We start from the raw sequence: 15,147 nt of genomic DNA, 5'->3' as shown, positions 1-15,147 counted from the left end.
GACTGTCATTGAGCTACGAAGGTCGCAAAGCGTTGACGGATGGCGTCGCCGTTATCGAGCCAGAAGTTGATGTAGCGGGAGCCTGCCTGCATCATGCCGTTGCGCGATTTCGGGTCCGGCAGGCTGCCGCGGCGCGCCTCGCTGAGCAGCGGGTTGGCGTCGGCATTGGCCGGGGGATTGCCGAGCGCCTCCATGTGCCGGGCCTGGACGGGCGCCGAAAGCTGGTAGGCGATCAGGCGGATCGCCGCCTCCTTGCGCGGCGAGCCCTTCATGACGCCCAGGAAGATCAGGGCGTTGGTGTAGCCGGCATCCCAGACGATGCGCAGCTTGCGGTTGTTGGAGTTGTTGGCGGCGTTGACGCGGCCGAGCCAGCCATAGCCCATCGAGACCTCGCCGGTGAGCAGGAGCTGCATCGACTCGTCGCCGCTCTTCCACCATTTGATGTGCGGCTTGAGTTCGGCGAGCTTCCTGAAAGCGCGGTCGACGCCACCTGGTCCCGTGAGGACGTTGACGACATCGGAGGGCGCGACGCCGTCCGCCATGAGCGCGATCTCGAGCGTCTGGTCCGGCTGGTACATCAGGGAGCGCTTGCCGGGGAACTTGGCGACGTTCCAGAAATCGGCCCAGCTCTTCGGCGCCGCGTCGCCCTTCAGCTTGTCGGAGTCGATGACGAGAGCGCCGGGCGAGGCGAGGTAGGGCGCTCCGCATTCGCCGAAGCCGCCTACGGCTTCGAAGGCTTCAGGCCTGGCGTGTTTCGACCAGTCGATCTTTTCGAGCAGGCCTTCCTCGCAGCCGGCGACCTCGTTGATCGGGTTGAGGCTCACCGCATCCCAGACGAGGTTGCCCGTCTCGACCTGCGTGCGCAGCCGCGCCAGCTCCTGATTGAACGTGTCGACCCTGATCTGGATCCCGGTTTCGGCCGTGAAGGGCTCGAAGACCGTCTTCTTCTGGACATCGCCCGGCTGGCCGCCCTGGGTGACGATCGTCAGCGTTTCGGCGCCGAGAACCTGCGCCTGTGAGAAGGTAAGGGCGATCGCGGTCGCGATCGCAGCATGAACCGGCCGCATCGGTAGTCTCCCTGGATCCGAGTGCTATTGCGCGGCGAAGGTGATGAAGCGCTGGAGCAGCGCGTCGCCGTTGTTGAGCCAGAAGTCGAGATAGACCGTCCCGCTCTGCAGCGACGCCAGCTTCATGTGCCCGGCGGGCAGCGTCGCGCGCTCGGCTTCGGTCAGGAAGGCGTAGGCCTTGGCATTCACCGGCGCATAGTCGATGGCGCGCGCGAAGTTCGCCTGTGGCTCCGGCGACGATGCGAGCTTGATGAAGTCGACCGCGACGTCCTTCTTCTTGGTCCCCTTCATCACCGCGATCATCTGGCTGCCGGACACGTGGCCGGCGCCGAATTCGATCTTGAGCTGGCGGTTGTTGGCGCGGTTCGCCATGCCGACCCGGCCGTTCCAGGCGAAGGTCATGACGACCTCGCCGGTCAGGATGGCCTGCATGGACTCGTCGCCGCTCTTCCACCATTTGATGTGCGGCTTGAGCTCCGCGAGCTTCTTGAAGGCACGGTCGACGCCGCCGGGCGCAGAGAGGACCTTCATGACGTCGGCCGGGGGCACGCCGTCGGCCATGAGCGCGACTTCCAGCGTCTGCTCGGCGCGATAGAGCAGGCCGCGCTTGCCGGGAAACTTCTTCACATCCCAGAAATCGGCCCAGCTCTTCGGCGCTTCGCCGCCTTCGTAGCGCTTCGAGTCGTAGACGAGGCCGCCGGAGACGAAATTGTTGGGCAGGCCGCATTGGCCGAAGCCGCCGACATCGGCGAAATCCTTCGGGTCGAGGTGCTTTGACCAGTCGATGCGCTCGAGCAGGCCTTCGTCGCAGGCCGTGGCCTCGTTGATCGCCGTCACGCTGACCACGTCCCAGACGAGATTGCCCGTCTCGACCTGCGAGCGGATCTTCGCGAGCTCCTGGCTGAACTGATCGTCGACGATCGTGTGCCCGGTCTTGGCGGTGAAGGGCTTGTAATAGGCCTCGCGATAGCCGGCCCCGGCGGCGCCGCCGTTATTGGCGACCGTGATCGAATCTGCGGATGCGATTTGCGGCGCGATCAGTCCGACCAGCGCCATGCTCAGGCCGAGCATGCTGCGGTTTGCCATGGCGACAACCTCCGTTCCCCGTTGGATTGGTTGCATTTTTGGTTGCGATTTGGCTCGCATCCAGATTGTTGGCGCTTACTTGAATATCTGTCTTGGTCGCTGTCAACTCTGAATCGTGCCGAAGAATCTTGACTTTGTGAGCAAGGCTTGAGCATTTGATTTCAACCAAAGCAAATCATTGGTTGCAATTATGACTCGCCAGCGGATCACGAACGAGATTAGATCGGCTCTGGAAGAGGGCATCGAGGCGATGATGGCGGCTGCGGCAGATCGAACGGGGGCGAAATTGCCCACGGAACGGGAGCTCGCCGAGCGCTTTCAGGTGACCCGGCACGCCATAAGACAGGCCCTGGAGCGGCTCGAGGCGAAGGGCTCGCTTTGGCGACATGTCGGCCGCGGCACCTTCCGCGGCCGCCGCAGCGAGGCCGAGCCGCTCGCGACCGACGTCACGGACTTCTGCAGCCCGCGGCACATCCTGGATGCCCGCCGGATGGTCGAGCCATCGCTTGCGTCGCTCGCGGCCGTGAACGCCACTCCTTCGCAGATCGCCGAGATCCAGGCCACCTGCCGGCGCTGCGCCGCGGCGAGGAACATGGATGACTACGAAGTCTTCGACGAAGCCTTTCATCGGGCAATCGCGCAGGGCAGCGGCAACCCGCTCGCAACGGAGCTGTTCGAGACCGTCAACCAGGCACGCAAGAAGATCGTCTGGGGGGCCATGCGCCGCGCGGTGCTCCGCCCCGATCGCAGGGCGTTCTTCAGCGAGCAGCACCGCGAGATCGTCGAAGCGATCGCCCGGCGCGATGCGCATGCCGCCTGGCAGGCGGTGATGTCCCACATGGAAACGGTCGCGCAGACCTACGAGACCCTGCGGCCGGGTGAACCGTTTATCGTCTAGTGTCGAGAGGGCTGAGACAGTGGAGCTAGAGAGCGTTGACCTCGCGGTGCGCGGTCGCATCGTTACCATGGACAAGGACCGGACCGTCATCGACGACGGCATGGCCGTCTCCCGGGCCGGCCGCATCCTCGCTGTCGGTCCGCGCAAGGAGATCGCGTCGCGCTTCCGCTGCGACCAGGTCCTAGGTGACGCCCACTCCATCATCATGCCGGGCTTCATCGACGCCCATACGCATTGCACCCAGTGCTTCGTCCGCTCGCTGACCAGCGGCGAGCTGCCGATGATCCCGCGCATCTACAGCCCGGCCCAGCGCTCTCTGAACCCCGAGCAGGCCGCCACGACCGTCAGGCTCATCGCCGCGCAACTGCTGCGATCCGGCATCACGACGATGTGCGAGGGAACCCTGAACCCTGCGCATGAGCCGGCAATCGTCGAGGCGATCGAGGAGACCGGAATCCGTTGCGTGATGGCGCGGGGCGCGGCGGACCAGGATTTCCACCACGCGGCGCTCTACAGCCAGATCACCGATCGCTCCTGGTACAAGGCGCGGGAAGGGCAGGCCGAGAAGGAGCTTCTCGCGACCGAGGATTTCCTGAAGCGGCACCCGGCGCGCGGGGAGGGCTTGATCCGGGGGGCGGTCAATGTCTCCGCGCTGATGAATTTCTCCGAGGCCTATTTCAAGGGCGGGGCCGAGCTCGCGCGCCGGCATGACGCGACGATCCAGGTCCATATCGGCAGGGATCGCGAGGAGGTCGAGTTCTGCCTCGCCGCCTTCGGGCGCCGCCCGATCGAACGGCTCGCCGATCTCGGCGTCATCGACGAGCATCTCGTCGCGGTCCATGCCGTGCTGGCGAGCGAGAAGGAGATCGAGCTCCTGGCCCGCGGCGGGGCGGGCCTCGCGCACTCCCCGGTGGAATGCGTCGCCAATCTCAATGCCATTCCCAACCTGCCGCGCTTCCGGGCTTCGGGCATCCGCGTCGCGCTCGGCTGCGACAACCAGGCCAACGACATCTTCGTGAACATGCGGGCCGCCTGGCTGATCCATGGCGCCAAATGGGGCGTGTCGAGCTACGACGCCGAATTTCTGTCCGCCGGCGAGATCATCGACATGGCGACCATCGAGGCCGCCTCGGTGCTGCGATGCGACGATCTCATCGGTTCGCTGGAGCCCGGCAAGGCGGCCGACATGGTCGTGCTCGACGGCAGCGGGCCGCACATGATGTCCTCGCAGCATCTCTCAAGCGAGCTGCTGCGCTACGCCTCGCGGGCCGAGGTCAAGTCGACGATCGTCGCCGGCAAGGTTCTCTATTCGGACGGGGAGTTCCCGACGATTGACATCGAGCGGCTGCGGGAGGAAGCCACGGCCGGCGCGCGGTTCGTGCGCGACGTCGTGGCCGACCGGCGCTACCGCCCGCTTCCGGCCTGGTAATCCACCGGTGCGAACCATGCGATCGATGTCTTTCCGGCCATCGCATGCGCGCCTCAGGAGCTGCAATGTATCTCGCGGTCGTGCTGATCGGCCTGAATCTCAGGCCTTTCCTCACCGGCGTGGCTCCCTTGGCTTCGGATATCCACGCGGCGACGGGGCTCAGCGATCAGGGCATGTCCCTGTTCGCGAGCCTGTCCATGGCCGCGATGGGGCTGTGCGCCTTCGTCGGCCCCGCCATTCAGCGAAAAATCGCCGAGGACCGCTGGGTCATCATCGGGGCGCTGACCGCGCTCGGCTTGTTCTCCGGCTGGAGGATGACGACCGATAGCGGCAGCGTTCTGATCGCCACCACGACGCTTTGCGCCCTGGCCGTGGCGCTCCTCCAGGCGGTTTTCCCGCGGCGCATCAAGGCGCATTTCCTCGACAGGACGCCCTTCGCCATGGGGCTGTTCTCGGCGTGCCTGATGGGCGGTGGCGCCATCGGCGCCCAATTATCGCCGCTGATCGCCGAAGCGAGCGGCAATTGGCGGCTCGGTCTCGGCTGGATGGCGCCGTTCGCCGTCCTGGCCGCTGCCATCTCCTTCTTCCATCTGCCGTCCAACGGCGGAGGCCCGAGCGGCACGCTGAGACTTCGGGACCTGATGTCCAGGCCGCGAGCCTGGCTGCTGATGGTCGGCTTCGGAATCGTCAACGGCAGCTATGCGTCGATCGTCGCCTGGCTCGCGCTCGCGCCCTATTATCAGCGGATGGGCTGGACCAGTACGAACAGCGGCAGCCTTCTCGCCGTGCTGGCGACGAGCCAGGCGATCGCCGCGCTCGCGCTTCCCGTGCTGGCTTCCAGGGGCCTGGACCGGCGCCCCTGGATCCTCCTCTCTCTCGGCCTGCAGCTCGTCGGCTTCTGCGGTCTCGCATTTGTTCCCGAATTCCACCCCGCCCTGTGGGCGGTCGTGATCGGCACCGGAATGGGGGGAGCGTTCTCGCTGTTCATGGTCGTGGCCCTGGATCACCTGGAGAACCCGATCGACGCAGGCGCTCTTTCCGCCTTCATGCAGGGCGGCGGTTTCCTGATCGCGGGCAGCTTTCCGTGGATCGTCGCCGCCCTGGGCGAACGAGCCGGCGGTCTTTCATTCGGTTGGCTCGTCCATGCCGGGGCCATGGGCCTCGTCGCTGTCCTGGCTTGCCGCTTCAGGCCACAGGATTACGCGCTCGCGCTGGGCATTCGCTGCGATCGTGGTCTACGGACCAGTTCGGCCGCCCGCAGATAGAAGTGCCGAACGCCGAGCACAGAATCCAGGTCCGGGTATTGGCTGGTCGGCAACTGCGCGCGGACGACGTTGTCCTCATATCGAAGCGCGGCATTCGCGACGACGTGCTGGGCGATGCCGTCGCGAATGCCGTCTTGCCCATGACAAGTCTCGGCGCTCAGTTCGGCGTGTAGACCAGCTCGCGCTCGCCCTTCGGCGGCAGGAACTGGCGCGAGAAGATCTCCTCCGGCTTCGGCGTGCGGGCAAGCTGGTAGCCCTCGACGATGATGCCGATGGCGCGCGCCATGCGGTCGTCCTTGGTGTCGCCGACGCCGATCTCCTTCATCTCGGGCGAGACGATCAGCTCGCTGAACGAGTACTGCAGGCGTTGTTTCTCGATCTTCTCGTCGACGAGGTTGTCGAAGTTCATCACGCCCTTCATGCCGAGATTCTGGTCCTTGCCGATCTCGAGCATGGCCTTGTTGGTGGCGCGGACCAGCCCGGCGACGGCCTTCGGGTTCTCCTTGAGCAGCTTCTGCGAGACCATCAGCCCGTTCGAGTAGAGGTCGAGGCCGTAGTCGCCGAACATCAGCCAGTTGAAGTCCTTCTGCGGGTCCTGCCGGTTCAGCAGCAGATTGAAATAGCTGGTGATGTTGAAGATCAGCGCGCCGTCGATCTCGCCCTTGATCAGCAGCGGCTCCTGCAGGTTCGGCGCCATGTTCGAGAGCTTGATCTTGGACATGTCGACGCCGTTCTTGCGCGCGAAGACCTCGAGCAGGCGCGTCGTCGGCGTGCCCTGCGAGCCACCGAGCGTCTTGCCTTCCAGATCCTTCGGCTTGGCGATGCCGGTCGTCTTCTTGCTGGAGATCGCGAAGGGAGGGCGGTTCCAGATCATGTAGACCATGACCGGGTTTTCGCCGGGCTTGGCCGCAGCGTTCTGGATGATCGCATTGACGTCGCCGAAGCCGGCATCATAGGCGCCGCCCATGATGCGGGTCACCGTCGCGCCCGAGCCTTCTCCCTGGTCGATCACGACGTTCAGCCCTTCGGCCTTGTAGTAGCCCTTGTCGCGGGCGACGAAGAAGGCGGCGTCCGATCCTTGGGTCTTCCAGCCAAGGGTGAACTTGATGGTCGTCTCCTGCGCCAGTGCGGAGCCGGCCAGCGCGAAGCTCGCGAGCAGGGCCGCAGTCAGTGTCTTGAGCATGGTCTTTCCCCTCTTGTTTTGCGCGGATTGAGATCAGGCGGCGGCGAAATCATTCTTGCGGTTGGCCCAGCCGGTGACGCGCATCTCGATCAGCGAGAAGGCGACGTAGAGGGCGACGCCGAGCCCGGCGAGGATGAAGAGCCCGGCGAACACCAGCGGCACGTTGAAGTTGGAGGAGGCCGTCATCATCACGTTGCCGATGCCGCGATTTGAGGCGACGGTCTCGGCCAGCACGGTGCCGACGAAGGCATAGGTGACGGCGACCTTCAGCGAGGCGAAGAAGAACGGCATCGTCCGCGGCAGGCCGACATTCCAGAGGATGTCGAGCTTGCTGGCGCCGAGCGCCTTCAGCACGTCCTCCATTTCGGGCTCGGTGGTGGCGAGGCCGGTCGCGATATTGACGACGATCGGGAAGAAGCAGATCGCGAGCGAGGTCAGCACCGCCGGGACCGTGCCCGAGCCGAACCAGAGCACGAAGATCGGCACCACGGCGACCTTGGGGATCGACGAGAACCCGATCAGCAGAGGATAGGCCGTGTCGTAGGCGGTGCGCGAGACGCCGATGATCGCGCCGAGCACGACCCCGAGCGCCACGCCGAGCCCGAAGCCCAGCATCGTCGTCGCCAGCGTCTGCAGGATATGCGGCCAGAGGATCGGGAAGCGCTGCACCAGCGTGGCGAAGACCTGGCTCGGCCGCGGCAGGATCAGGTCCGACATGCCGGACGCGATGCAGAACACCTCCCAGCCGGCGAAGAACAGCAGGATCAGCGCAGCCGCCCAGAATTTGCGCTTGAGGTTCTCGGACATGTCAGTGGCTCCCCGCTATTGCCTGGGCCGAACGGGCATCGACGATCAGCTCGCGCAGGCGCTGGTTCAGCGCCACGAAACCGGGCTCGAAGGTCATGGCGATGCTGCGCGGCCGCGCGAATGCGACGGGGCTGTCGTCGATGATCCGACCGGGCCGGGCGCTCATCACGCAGATGCGGCTCGCCAGGAAGCCGGCCTCGCGCAGATCGTGCGTCACCAGCAGGACGGTTGGCCGATGGGTCAGCCAGAGCTCCTGAAGGATCGCCCAGAGTTCCTCGCGGGTGAACTGGTCGAGCGCGCCGAACGGCTCGTCGAGCAGCAGCATCCGCGGCTCATGGATCAAGGCGCGGCAGAGATTGGCGCGCTGGAGCATGCCGCCGGACAGCTGCCAGGGATATTTGCCGGCAAAGCCCTGCAAACCCACTTGCGCGAGCAGCGCATGCGCCCTGTCGCGGAAGCTGCCGCGCTTCTCCTTGCGGAACCGCGAGCGGAATGGCTCGACGATCTTGAGCGGCAGCATGACGTTCTGCTCGATCGTCATCCAGGGCAGCATGGTCGGGTTCTGGAAGGCCATGCCGAGCCGCAGCGCCTTGGCCGCGACCTCGCGCCCGCCCACGATGACGGCGCCCGAACTCGGTTGCACGAGGCCGCTGACCAGGCGCAGGATGGTCGACTTGCCGCAGCCGGAAGGGCCGACCAACGCGAGGAACTCGCCATCCGGAACGCGCAGCGTCGTCTCGGAGAGGGCAGGGACGGCGTTCGCCCCGCGCCCGAACGTGACGGAGGCCTGGGAGAGTTCCGCCGCGAGCCGCGGCTGCGCGGCGGGCTGCGTTTCGGGTTCCGGCGCCACCGCGATGGCGAGAAGGGGGCTGGTCTGGCTCATGAGAAAGTGCATGCAATAGGAATGCCAAACTGCATTCGATGCTCTGTGGCCGCTCTCCGTTCATGGAGCGGCGAAGGCACGACCGCTGCCGCGGCTGTTCGCACGGTTCCTGGCGCACTGCATGCATTGCGCGGTCCCCCGGGACGGCGCTAAGACGACTCGTACAGGGTGGACGATGACGATGGCGCGTGACGGTGGCGGGGGCAGTGGCCCCTCGGACAAGGTCGGACAGATATGCCGGGCCCTGCGCCGCGCGATCATCGAGCAGGCGCTCGAGCCGGGCGAGAAACTGCCCGAGGATGCGCTTGGTGAACGTTTCGGCGTCAGTCGCACAATTGCGCGCCATGCGCTCGGTCAGCTGGCCGCCGAGGGGCTGGTCGAGCTGCGCCGCAACCGCATTGCCGTGGTTGCGACCCCGAGCTGGCAGGAGGCGCGCGACACGTTCGACATCCGCATTGAGCTCGAGCGCCTCGTCGTGCGCCAGCTCGCCGGCCGGCTGAGCAAGAGCCAGGTCGCGACGTTGCGCGCCCATGTCGATGCCGAGGATGCCGCACGCAGCGGGCCGGACGCAGTCTCGATCCGGCTTGCGACCGAGTTCCACATCCTGCTGGCGACGATGACGGAGAGCCCGATCCTGATCCGCTATGTCAGCGAGATCGCCTATCGCTGCTGCCTGACGCTATCGCTGTTCAGCCGGCCGCATTCATCCGAGTGCGGGATAAACGAGCACAGGCTGCTGATCGATGCGCTCGAGGCGGGGAATGCAGAGGCTGTGGCGAGCCTGATGCACCATCACCTCGACTCGGTCGCGGAACGCGCTTTGGTCGCGCACGCGAAACCGCGCGGGCGCGACATCATGGATATTCTGGCGCCCTATGCCGAGACGGCGCCCGCCGCCCCGCCTTCCGGGCGCAGGCGCCGGCTGGACGCGGCCGAATAGCCGCTTCAGGCAACGATGCCGCGCTGCTGCAGGATGCGCTCGGCGCTGTCGTTCCAGACGTCCATCTTGACGATCAGCCCATCGCGCACGACGAAACGATCGACATAGCGATTGCCTTCGAAGGCAGTGCCGTCTGGCCATTCGCCATAGAGCGTGCCGACGCTGTAGACGACCGTCTCGCCCTCGGCGGGGCAGACATCGAAACGCTCCATGCGCTTCTTCACCCAGCGATAGCGCATGGCGTTGAAGCCCGACGGTCCGCTCGGATGGTCGAACAGGCGCCCGCCGGTAAAGGTGATCGGCGTCCCCGGCGCCATGTACTGCGCCGCGCCGTCCGGATCCGGCACCATCGAGGCTTCGAGATAGGCTCGCACGATCTCGGCGTCCGAGAGCGTCTCCACGCGGTTCAACATGGTCTGGTCCACTGTCACGGGGTAATCCTGAGCCTAGTGTTTAGCGTCTCGGCACATAAAGTGCATGCATGTTTTCTGCGCAACTGAATACCAAACGACAAGCAGAGCCATGCCGACCGCCCCTTCTCTCGATCTCGTCTTTCGCCGAGCGACCATCCGCGGCCATGACCAACCGCAGGATATCGGCGTCAGGGCCGGGAGGATCGCGGCCATAGGCGCGGGGCTGTGTTGCGATGCGCCGGAGGTCGAGGTCGGCGGCCGGTTGGCGCTGCCGGGCTTCGTCGACAGCCATATCCATCTCGACAAGGCCTGCCTGCTCGGCCGCTGCGGCCACGGCCATGGCGGACTCGCCGGCGCCATCGCGTCCGTCGCCGCAATGAAGCGCGACTTCACCGAGGCCGATGTCTACGAGCGCGGCGCCAGGGTCATCGAAAGGGCGATCGGCAAGGGCACCACCCGGATGCGCACCCATGTCGAGGTCGACCCGCGCGCCGGACTGCGCAGTTTTGCGGCGATCAAGGCGCTGAAGGCCGACTATGCCTGGGGGCTCGACCTCTCGATCTGCGTCTTTCCGCAGGAGGGGCTGACCAACGATCCCGGCACCGAGGAGCTGCTCGTCACCGCACTCGAGGACGGGGCCGACCTCCTCGGCGGCTGCCCCTACACAGACACCGATCCGGCGGCCCAGATCGAGCGACTCTTCGTCCTGGCGCGGCGCTTCGATGTCGATCTCGATTTCCATCTCGATTTCGACCTCGATCCGAGCTGGATGCATCTCGATGAGGTCTGCCGGCAGGCCCAGTTGCATGGCTGGGGCGGGCGCGTGGCGATCGGCCACGTGACCAAGCTGTCGATGATTCCGCCCGATGCCCTGGCGACGATCGGGCGAAGGCTCGCCGATACCGGCATCGCCCTGACCGTGCTGCCGGCGACCGATCTCTACCTCATGGGTCGGCAGGAGACCCATGCGAGACCGCGCGGGCTCACGCCGGCGCACCTGCTGGCGGCTCAAGGCGTGACCTGCTCGGTCGCAACGAACAATGTGCTCAATCCCTTCACGCCCTTCGGCGACGCCTCGCTCCTGCGCATGGCCAATCTCTACGCCAATGTCGCGCAATGCGGCCCGCACGAATTCGAGCAGTGCCTCGACCTTGTGACCACCGCGCCGGCACGGCTGATGCGCCTCGCCGATTACGGCATCGCCGTCGGCAATCCCGCTGACCTCGTCATCCTGGATGCCGGGGCGCCGGGCGACGCGCTGGCGGAAATCGCTGAGCCGGTCATGGGCTTCAAGCGCGGCCGCCTGAGCTTCGAGAGGCCGCCAGCGCGGTTGAACCTGCCGACCGCGAGTATGTCCAGCGAGCCAATGGCTTGAGCGAACATTGCCTATCGCGCAGCCGCCATCCCGCCAGAGTGGCCCCGCCGAGCCCGATGCATGGTCCGCTTTGCGGGGCAAATGGCGGAGTCCGCGGGAATGCTCGGCACTTCTGCGATCCGACAACGCCGACCGGGAGGCGGTCGACTGACGGTGGGCCGGACGCCACGGACATGGGCCGCGCCAACCGCGCCCGTGGGAGGGCTGGACGGGGTGCTTCCTAACCTTCGCGGACTCAGCTTGCGCCGGCAGCCGAACGCCTGACAATCAGCTCGACCGGCAAAACAGTATGCTGCTCAATTGCTTCGCGCCGGACAAGCGCCATCAGCTTCATCGCCGCAAACTGACCGATCCTGCCGGTCGGCAGATGCACGGTCGTCAGCGAAGGCGAGATGTGAGCGGACATGTCGAGCCCGTCGATGCCGACGACCGCGAGGTCGCCGGGCACGTTCATGCCGCGCGCATGGGCCTCCTCGATGCAGCCGATAGCCAGCAGGTCGACGCCGCCGATCAGCGCTGTCGGCTTGTCATCGAGTTCGAGAAGGGTGGCGCAGCCGGCGCGGCCGCCGGCCAGCGTCAACGCCTGTTCTGTGACCAGCTGGTCTGGGAGCGACAGTCCCGCCTTCGCCAGTGCCTGCCTTGCCCCGGCGAGGCGCGCCGTCTGTCGGTCGTTGAACTGGAGCGGGCCGGTGATCATGCCGATGCGCCGGTGGCCGAGCGCGATCAGATGCTCGGCGGCCAGCCTTCCGGCTAGCACGTTATCGATCGCGACCGAAGCGAAATGGCCGTCTCCGCACCAAGTCAGGACGACGGGAACGCCCGAAGCCCTGAGCAGCGCGGTCGTTTCCGGCGCACGCTCAGCTCCAACCAGCATCAGCCCGTCGACGCCGCGCCCGAGCAGGGCCCGAACCGCCTGTGTCTCAGCCGCTGGGCTGGCCTCGTGCGAGGCGACCAGCAGCAGATAACCGGACTGCGCCAATGTGGCCTGCATCGCCTGGAGCGCGCGGGCGAAGATGGCGCTGTCCAGTGTGGGGACAATCGCGCCGATCGTCATCGAGCGGCCCGAGGCGAGCGCGCGCGCCGCGCCATCCGGCAGATAGCCGAGGCGCTGGGCGCTGGCCATGACCTTGGCCAGCGTCTCGGGCGAGACCAGCTCCGGCTGCGCGATCGCACGCGACACGGTAGCGGGCGACACGCCGGCATCGCGGGCGACATCGCTCAGCTTGATGCGGCGACCATCCATCGGTCTTCCCTGATGAAAATTCTTTCATAACCCTAGCGCCCAAGCCAGGTCGGATACAAGCGCTCAAGCCCGATATACCATCTCGCAAGGCATGTTGACATCCGGATGGCGATCTGGAAGCTTAACTGAAAGCGCTTTCATAAAAGAGCGCATGAGGAGCGCGATGATAGGACGGCGAGGATGGGTCAGTCTGGCCTCGGTAGCGGCGACGCTGCTGCTGTGGTTTGTCTTGACGACGGCGACGGGCCTGGTTTCGCCCGGCCGTTTTCCCTCGCCCACCGAATTCTGGCAGTCGCTCAACCAGATCACGACGCGCGGCTATGCCGGCGCCGAGCTTGCGAACCATGCCTTCCATAGTGTCCGGCTCGTCGTCCTCGGCTTTCTCGTAGCGATCGCCACCGGCGTGCCGCTCGGATTGTGGATGGGCTGGAGCCGGCGGGCCGAGGCGGCGATCAACCCGATCTTCCTGATCATCCGCCCGATCCCGCCGCTGGCCTGGATCCCGCTCGCGATCCTCTGGCTCGGCCTCGGCGACGCCGCCAAGATCATGGTGATCTGGTTCGCGGCCTTCGTCCCCGCGGTCATCAATGCCTTCGCCGGCGTCCGTAACATCGACCGACCGATCATCGAGGCGGCGCGCATGCTCGGCACACCGCGCTGGCGGCTGGTCAGCGAGGTCATCGCACCGGCGGCGTCGCCGATGATCTTCACCGGCCTTCGCCTATCGCTGCAGGCGGCCTGGACGACGCTGGTCGCCGCCGAACTGGTCGGGGCGCTGGTCGGTATCGGCTTCGTCCTCAACATGGCGCAGCAGGACATCTACCCCGGCATGATCCTCGTCGGGATGGTCACCGTCGGCGTCCTTGGCTGGGCGACGACGCTGCTTCTCGGCCTCGCCGAGCGCCGCGCGCTCGCCTGGAACGTGGCGGGGAGAGACTGAGGCCATGAGCGACTCACCACTGCGATTGGGCGAAAAGCTGGCATGGGGGCTGCTCGGGCTCGTCGGATTCATCGGCCTGTGGACCCTGCTCTCGGTCTCGGGGATCGTGCCCCGGCAGTTCCTGCCTTCGCCGCTCGATGTGCTGACGCGGACCCTCCAGCTCAGCTCGACACCCTTCGCAGGTGCGACGCTGCCGCAGCACCTTGCCTCCAGCCTGCAGCGCTACGCCTTGGGCGTGCTGCTCGCCGCCGGCATCGGCGTCCCGCTCGGCCTGCTGATGGGCTGGTTCCGCCTGCTCGACGACATCGTCACGCCGCTCTTCGACGGGCTGCGCTTCATCGCTCCGATCGCCTGGGTGCCCTTCGCCGCGCTCTGGTTCGGCACCGGCATCGGCGGGCCCGTCCTGATCATCTTCGCCGGCGCCTTTCCGCCCTGTCTGATCAACGCCTATCGCGGCGCGCGCTTCGTCGAGCCGCGCCTGATCGAGGCGGCGCGGATGCTCGGCACAGGCCATTTGCGGATGATCCTGGAAGTCCTGCTGCCGGCGGCAATGCCCTCGATCGTCGCGGGACTGCGCGTCTCGGCCGGGCTCGGCTGGCAGTCGCTGGTCGGCGCGGAGCTGATCGTCGCGGCGGCCGGCGTCGGATTCATGATGGTGCAGGCGCAGGCCAATGTCGCGACGCCGACGGTGATGGCCGGCATGGCCGCGATCGGCATCGTCGGCATGCTGATCGACATGTTGCTGCGGCAGGGCGAGGCGTGGATGCGCCGTCGCCGCGGCCTCGAGGCTTGAAGGGCTAGACGATGGGATCGATCCGTTTCGACAAGGTCGACAAGGTCTTCGGGCCGCGCGGCTCCGGCGTGAAGGCGCTCGACGACATCAATCTGGAGATCGGCGAGAAGGAGTTCGTCGCGATCGTTGGCCCCTCCGGCTGCGGCAAGACCACCTGCCTGAGGATGGTCGCGGGCTTCGAGCCTCCCAGCGCGGGCACGGTCAGCGTCAACGGCAAGGCGGTGACCAAGCCGGGGCCGGATCGCGCTGTGGTGTTCCAGCAATTCGCGCTGTTCCCCTGGAAGACTGTGCGCGAGAACATCGAGCTCGGCCTGCGCAACAAGGAGCTGCCGAAAGCGGAGCGCGACGAGCTCGTCGCCGGCGCGCTGAAGCTGATGAACCTCGAGAGCCATGCCGGTGCCTTCCCGCATCAGCTCTCCGGCGGCATGCAGCAGCGCGTCGCCATTGCCCGCGCCTATGTGCTCGACCCCGAAGTGCTGCTGATGGACGAGCCCTTCGGCGCGCTCGATGCGCAGACCCGCGTCGTCATGCAGGAGGAGCTGGTCCGGCTGGCAAGGGTCAATCCCCGCACCGTCCTGTTCATCACCCATGCGGTCGAGGAAGCGGTCTATCTCGCCGACCGGGTCGCGATCATGACGCGGCGACCGGGCCGCATCAAGGAGGTGCTCGACATCCGCTCGATCCGCGAGGCCGAGAACTGGGACCGGCTGCAGAAGATCGAGGACGTGATGGACCTCGAATCCTTCGTCCATCTGCGCACCCAGATCTGGAAATCGCTGCGCGAGGAGAAGGGCGCCCATGGCGGCTGACCGCGCCGACAGGCGA

General features: G+C 66.3%; 15 protein-coding genes. 8 read left to right on the top strand and 7 right to left on the bottom strand.

The features are described from left to right. Positions 1 to 5 precede the first annotated feature (5 nt). Together AC1REK_RS12365 and AC1REK_RS12360 are read right to left on the bottom strand one after the other, a co-directional pair. Entirely contained in the window at positions 6 to 1,067 is a 1,062-nt protein-coding gene (locus AC1REK_RS12365) for an ABC transporter substrate-binding protein (RefSeq protein WP_492267816.1), read from the bottom strand. A 24-nt stretch (positions 1,068 to 1,091) separates the two neighbouring features. Then, on the bottom strand, positions 1,092 to 2,153 hold the full coding sequence (locus tag AC1REK_RS12360) for an ABC transporter substrate-binding protein (protein ID WP_492267817.1): 1,062 nt from the start codon (positions 2,151 to 2,153) through the stop codon (positions 1,092 to 1,094). 190 nt (positions 2,154 to 2,343) lie between these two features. Here AC1REK_RS12360 and AC1REK_RS12355 point away from each other — a divergent pair, with 190 nt between their 5' ends. The 3 genes from AC1REK_RS12355 to AC1REK_RS12345 all read left to right on the top strand — a co-directional run bounded on the left by AC1REK_RS12355 (position 2,344) and on the right by AC1REK_RS12345 (position 5,745). After that, positions 2,344 to 3,051 carry a FadR/GntR family transcriptional regulator gene (locus AC1REK_RS12355; RefSeq protein ID WP_492267818.1) on the top strand — a complete coding sequence of 236 codons (708 nt, stop codon included), beginning with the start codon at positions 2,344 to 2,346 and terminating at the stop codon, positions 3,049 to 3,051. Between the two features lie 67 nt (positions 3,052 to 3,118). Continuing rightward, positions 3,119 to 4,480: an amidohydrolase family protein gene (locus AC1REK_RS12350; protein ID WP_492267819.1), complete on the top strand. Its 1,362-nt coding sequence runs from the start codon at positions 3,119 to 3,121 to the stop codon at positions 4,478 to 4,480. A gap of 65 nt (positions 4,481 to 4,545) precedes the next feature. Next, complete coding sequence (locus AC1REK_RS12345) at positions 4,546 to 5,745, top strand: MFS transporter (protein WP_492267820.1); 1,200 nt, start codon at positions 4,546 to 4,548, stop codon at positions 5,743 to 5,745. A 157-nt stretch (positions 5,746 to 5,902) separates the two neighbouring features. Here AC1REK_RS12345 and AC1REK_RS12340 read toward each other — a convergent pair whose 3' ends face one another. From AC1REK_RS12340 to AC1REK_RS12330, 3 genes are read right to left on the bottom strand one after another with little or no spacing between them, the layout of a single operon-like run. Next, positions 5,903 to 6,928, bottom strand: coding sequence for an ABC transporter substrate-binding protein (locus AC1REK_RS12340; RefSeq protein ID WP_316019106.1), 1,026 nt, complete (start codon positions 6,926 to 6,928; stop codon positions 5,903 to 5,905). 33 nt (positions 6,929 to 6,961) lie between these two features. Continuing rightward, positions 6,962 to 7,735 carry an ABC transporter permease gene (locus AC1REK_RS12335; protein WP_316019107.1) on the bottom strand — a complete coding sequence of 258 codons (774 nt, stop codon included), beginning with the start codon at positions 7,733 to 7,735 and terminating at the stop codon, positions 6,962 to 6,964. A 1-nt stretch (position 7,736) separates the two neighbouring features. Further along, complete coding sequence (locus AC1REK_RS12330) at positions 7,737 to 8,618, bottom strand: ABC transporter ATP-binding protein (RefSeq protein ID WP_492267821.1); 882 nt, start codon at positions 8,616 to 8,618, stop codon at positions 7,737 to 7,739. A gap of 181 nt (positions 8,619 to 8,799) precedes the next feature. Here AC1REK_RS12330 and AC1REK_RS12325 point away from each other — a divergent pair, with 181 nt between their 5' ends. Next, positions 8,800 to 9,558, top strand: a complete 759-nt coding sequence (locus AC1REK_RS12325; RefSeq protein WP_492268204.1) for a GntR family transcriptional regulator — start codon at positions 8,800 to 8,802, stop codon at positions 9,556 to 9,558. Between the two features lie 5 nt (positions 9,559 to 9,563). On the opposite strand, the gene AC1REK_RS12320 is transcribed toward AC1REK_RS12325, so the two are convergent. Then, positions 9,564 to 9,971: a nuclear transport factor 2 family protein gene (locus AC1REK_RS12320; protein ID WP_492267822.1), complete on the bottom strand. Its 408-nt coding sequence runs from the start codon at positions 9,969 to 9,971 to the stop codon at positions 9,564 to 9,566. A 109-nt stretch (positions 9,972 to 10,080) separates the two neighbouring features. Between AC1REK_RS12320 and AC1REK_RS12315 the strand changes: the two genes are divergently transcribed. Beyond that, positions 10,081 to 11,346 carry an amidohydrolase family protein gene (locus tag AC1REK_RS12315; protein WP_492267823.1) on the top strand — a complete coding sequence of 422 codons (1,266 nt, stop codon included), beginning with the start codon at positions 10,081 to 10,083 and terminating at the stop codon, positions 11,344 to 11,346. A gap of 235 nt (positions 11,347 to 11,581) precedes the next feature. Here the strand turns inward: AC1REK_RS12315 and AC1REK_RS12310 are convergent, their stop codons facing one another. Beyond that, positions 11,582 to 12,589: a LacI family DNA-binding transcriptional regulator gene (locus AC1REK_RS12310; RefSeq protein WP_492267824.1), complete on the bottom strand. Its 1,008-nt coding sequence runs from the start codon at positions 12,587 to 12,589 to the stop codon at positions 11,582 to 11,584. Between the two features lie 229 nt (positions 12,590 to 12,818). Here AC1REK_RS12310 and AC1REK_RS12305 point away from each other — a divergent pair, with 229 nt between their 5' ends. Genes AC1REK_RS12305 through AC1REK_RS12295 form a run of 3 tightly spaced genes read left to right on the top strand, consistent with a single transcriptional unit; the run spans position 12,819 to position 15,131 of the window. Then, positions 12,819 to 13,529: an ABC transporter permease gene (locus AC1REK_RS12305; protein WP_492267825.1), complete on the top strand. Its 711-nt coding sequence runs from the start codon at positions 12,819 to 12,821 to the stop codon at positions 13,527 to 13,529. A 4-nt stretch (positions 13,530 to 13,533) separates the two neighbouring features. After that, positions 13,534 to 14,322 (top strand): ABC transporter permease, encoded by a 789-nt coding sequence (locus tag AC1REK_RS12300; protein ID WP_492267826.1) that lies wholly within the window; start codon positions 13,534 to 13,536, stop codon positions 14,320 to 14,322. Between the two features lie 11 nt (positions 14,323 to 14,333). Then, positions 14,334 to 15,131 carry an ABC transporter ATP-binding protein gene (locus tag AC1REK_RS12295; RefSeq protein ID WP_492267827.1) on the top strand — a complete coding sequence of 266 codons (798 nt, stop codon included), beginning with the start codon at positions 14,334 to 14,336 and terminating at the stop codon, positions 15,129 to 15,131. Positions 15,132 to 15,147: the final 16 nt, after the last annotated feature.

The sequence above is a fragment of the Allobosea sp. GW823-FHT02B03 genome (genome assembly GCF_058797755.1).
Note: the sequence above shows the minus strand (reverse complement) of the source record. Positions and strands in the feature narration are given on the sequence as shown.

Excerpts from the sequence above, each read along its gene's own strand:
- AC1REK_RS12365 (WP_492267816.1), bottom strand. The coding sequence starts at position 1,067 with ATGCGGCCGGTTCATGCTGCGATCGCGACCGCGATCGCCCTTACCTTC.
- AC1REK_RS12360 (WP_492267817.1), bottom strand. The coding sequence starts at position 2,153 with ATGGCAAACCGCAGCATGCTCGGCCTGAGCATGGCGCTGGTCGGACTG.
- AC1REK_RS12355 (WP_492267818.1), top strand. The coding sequence starts at position 2,344 with ATGACTCGCCAGCGGATCACGAACGAGATTAGATCGGCTCTGGAAGAG.
- AC1REK_RS12350 (WP_492267819.1), top strand. The coding sequence starts at position 3,119 with ATGGACAAGGACCGGACCGTCATCGACGACGGCATGGCCGTCTCCCGG.
- AC1REK_RS12345 (WP_492267820.1), top strand. The coding sequence starts at position 4,546 with ATGTATCTCGCGGTCGTGCTGATCGGCCTGAATCTCAGGCCTTTCCTC.
- AC1REK_RS12340 (WP_316019106.1), bottom strand. The coding sequence starts at position 6,928 with ATGCTCAAGACACTGACTGCGGCCCTGCTCGCGAGCTTCGCGCTGGCC.
- AC1REK_RS12335 (WP_316019107.1), bottom strand. The coding sequence starts at position 7,735 with ATGTCCGAGAACCTCAAGCGCAAATTCTGGGCGGCTGCGCTGATCCTG.
- AC1REK_RS12330 (WP_492267821.1), bottom strand. The coding sequence starts at position 8,618 with ATGAGCCAGACCAGCCCCCTTCTCGCCATCGCGGTGGCGCCGGAACCC.
- AC1REK_RS12325 (WP_492268204.1), top strand. The coding sequence starts at position 8,800 with ATGGCGCGTGACGGTGGCGGGGGCAGTGGCCCCTCGGACAAGGTCGGA.
- AC1REK_RS12320 (WP_492267822.1), bottom strand. The coding sequence starts at position 9,971 with ATGTTGAACCGCGTGGAGACGCTCTCGGACGCCGAGATCGTGCGAGCC.
- AC1REK_RS12315 (WP_492267823.1), top strand. The coding sequence starts at position 10,081 with ATGCCGACCGCCCCTTCTCTCGATCTCGTCTTTCGCCGAGCGACCATC.
- AC1REK_RS12310 (WP_492267824.1), bottom strand. The coding sequence starts at position 12,589 with ATGGATGGTCGCCGCATCAAGCTGAGCGATGTCGCCCGCGATGCCGGC.
- AC1REK_RS12300 (WP_492267826.1), top strand. The coding sequence starts at position 13,534 with ATGAGCGACTCACCACTGCGATTGGGCGAAAAGCTGGCATGGGGGCTG.
- AC1REK_RS12295 (WP_492267827.1), top strand. The coding sequence starts at position 14,334 with ATGGGATCGATCCGTTTCGACAAGGTCGACAAGGTCTTCGGGCCGCGC.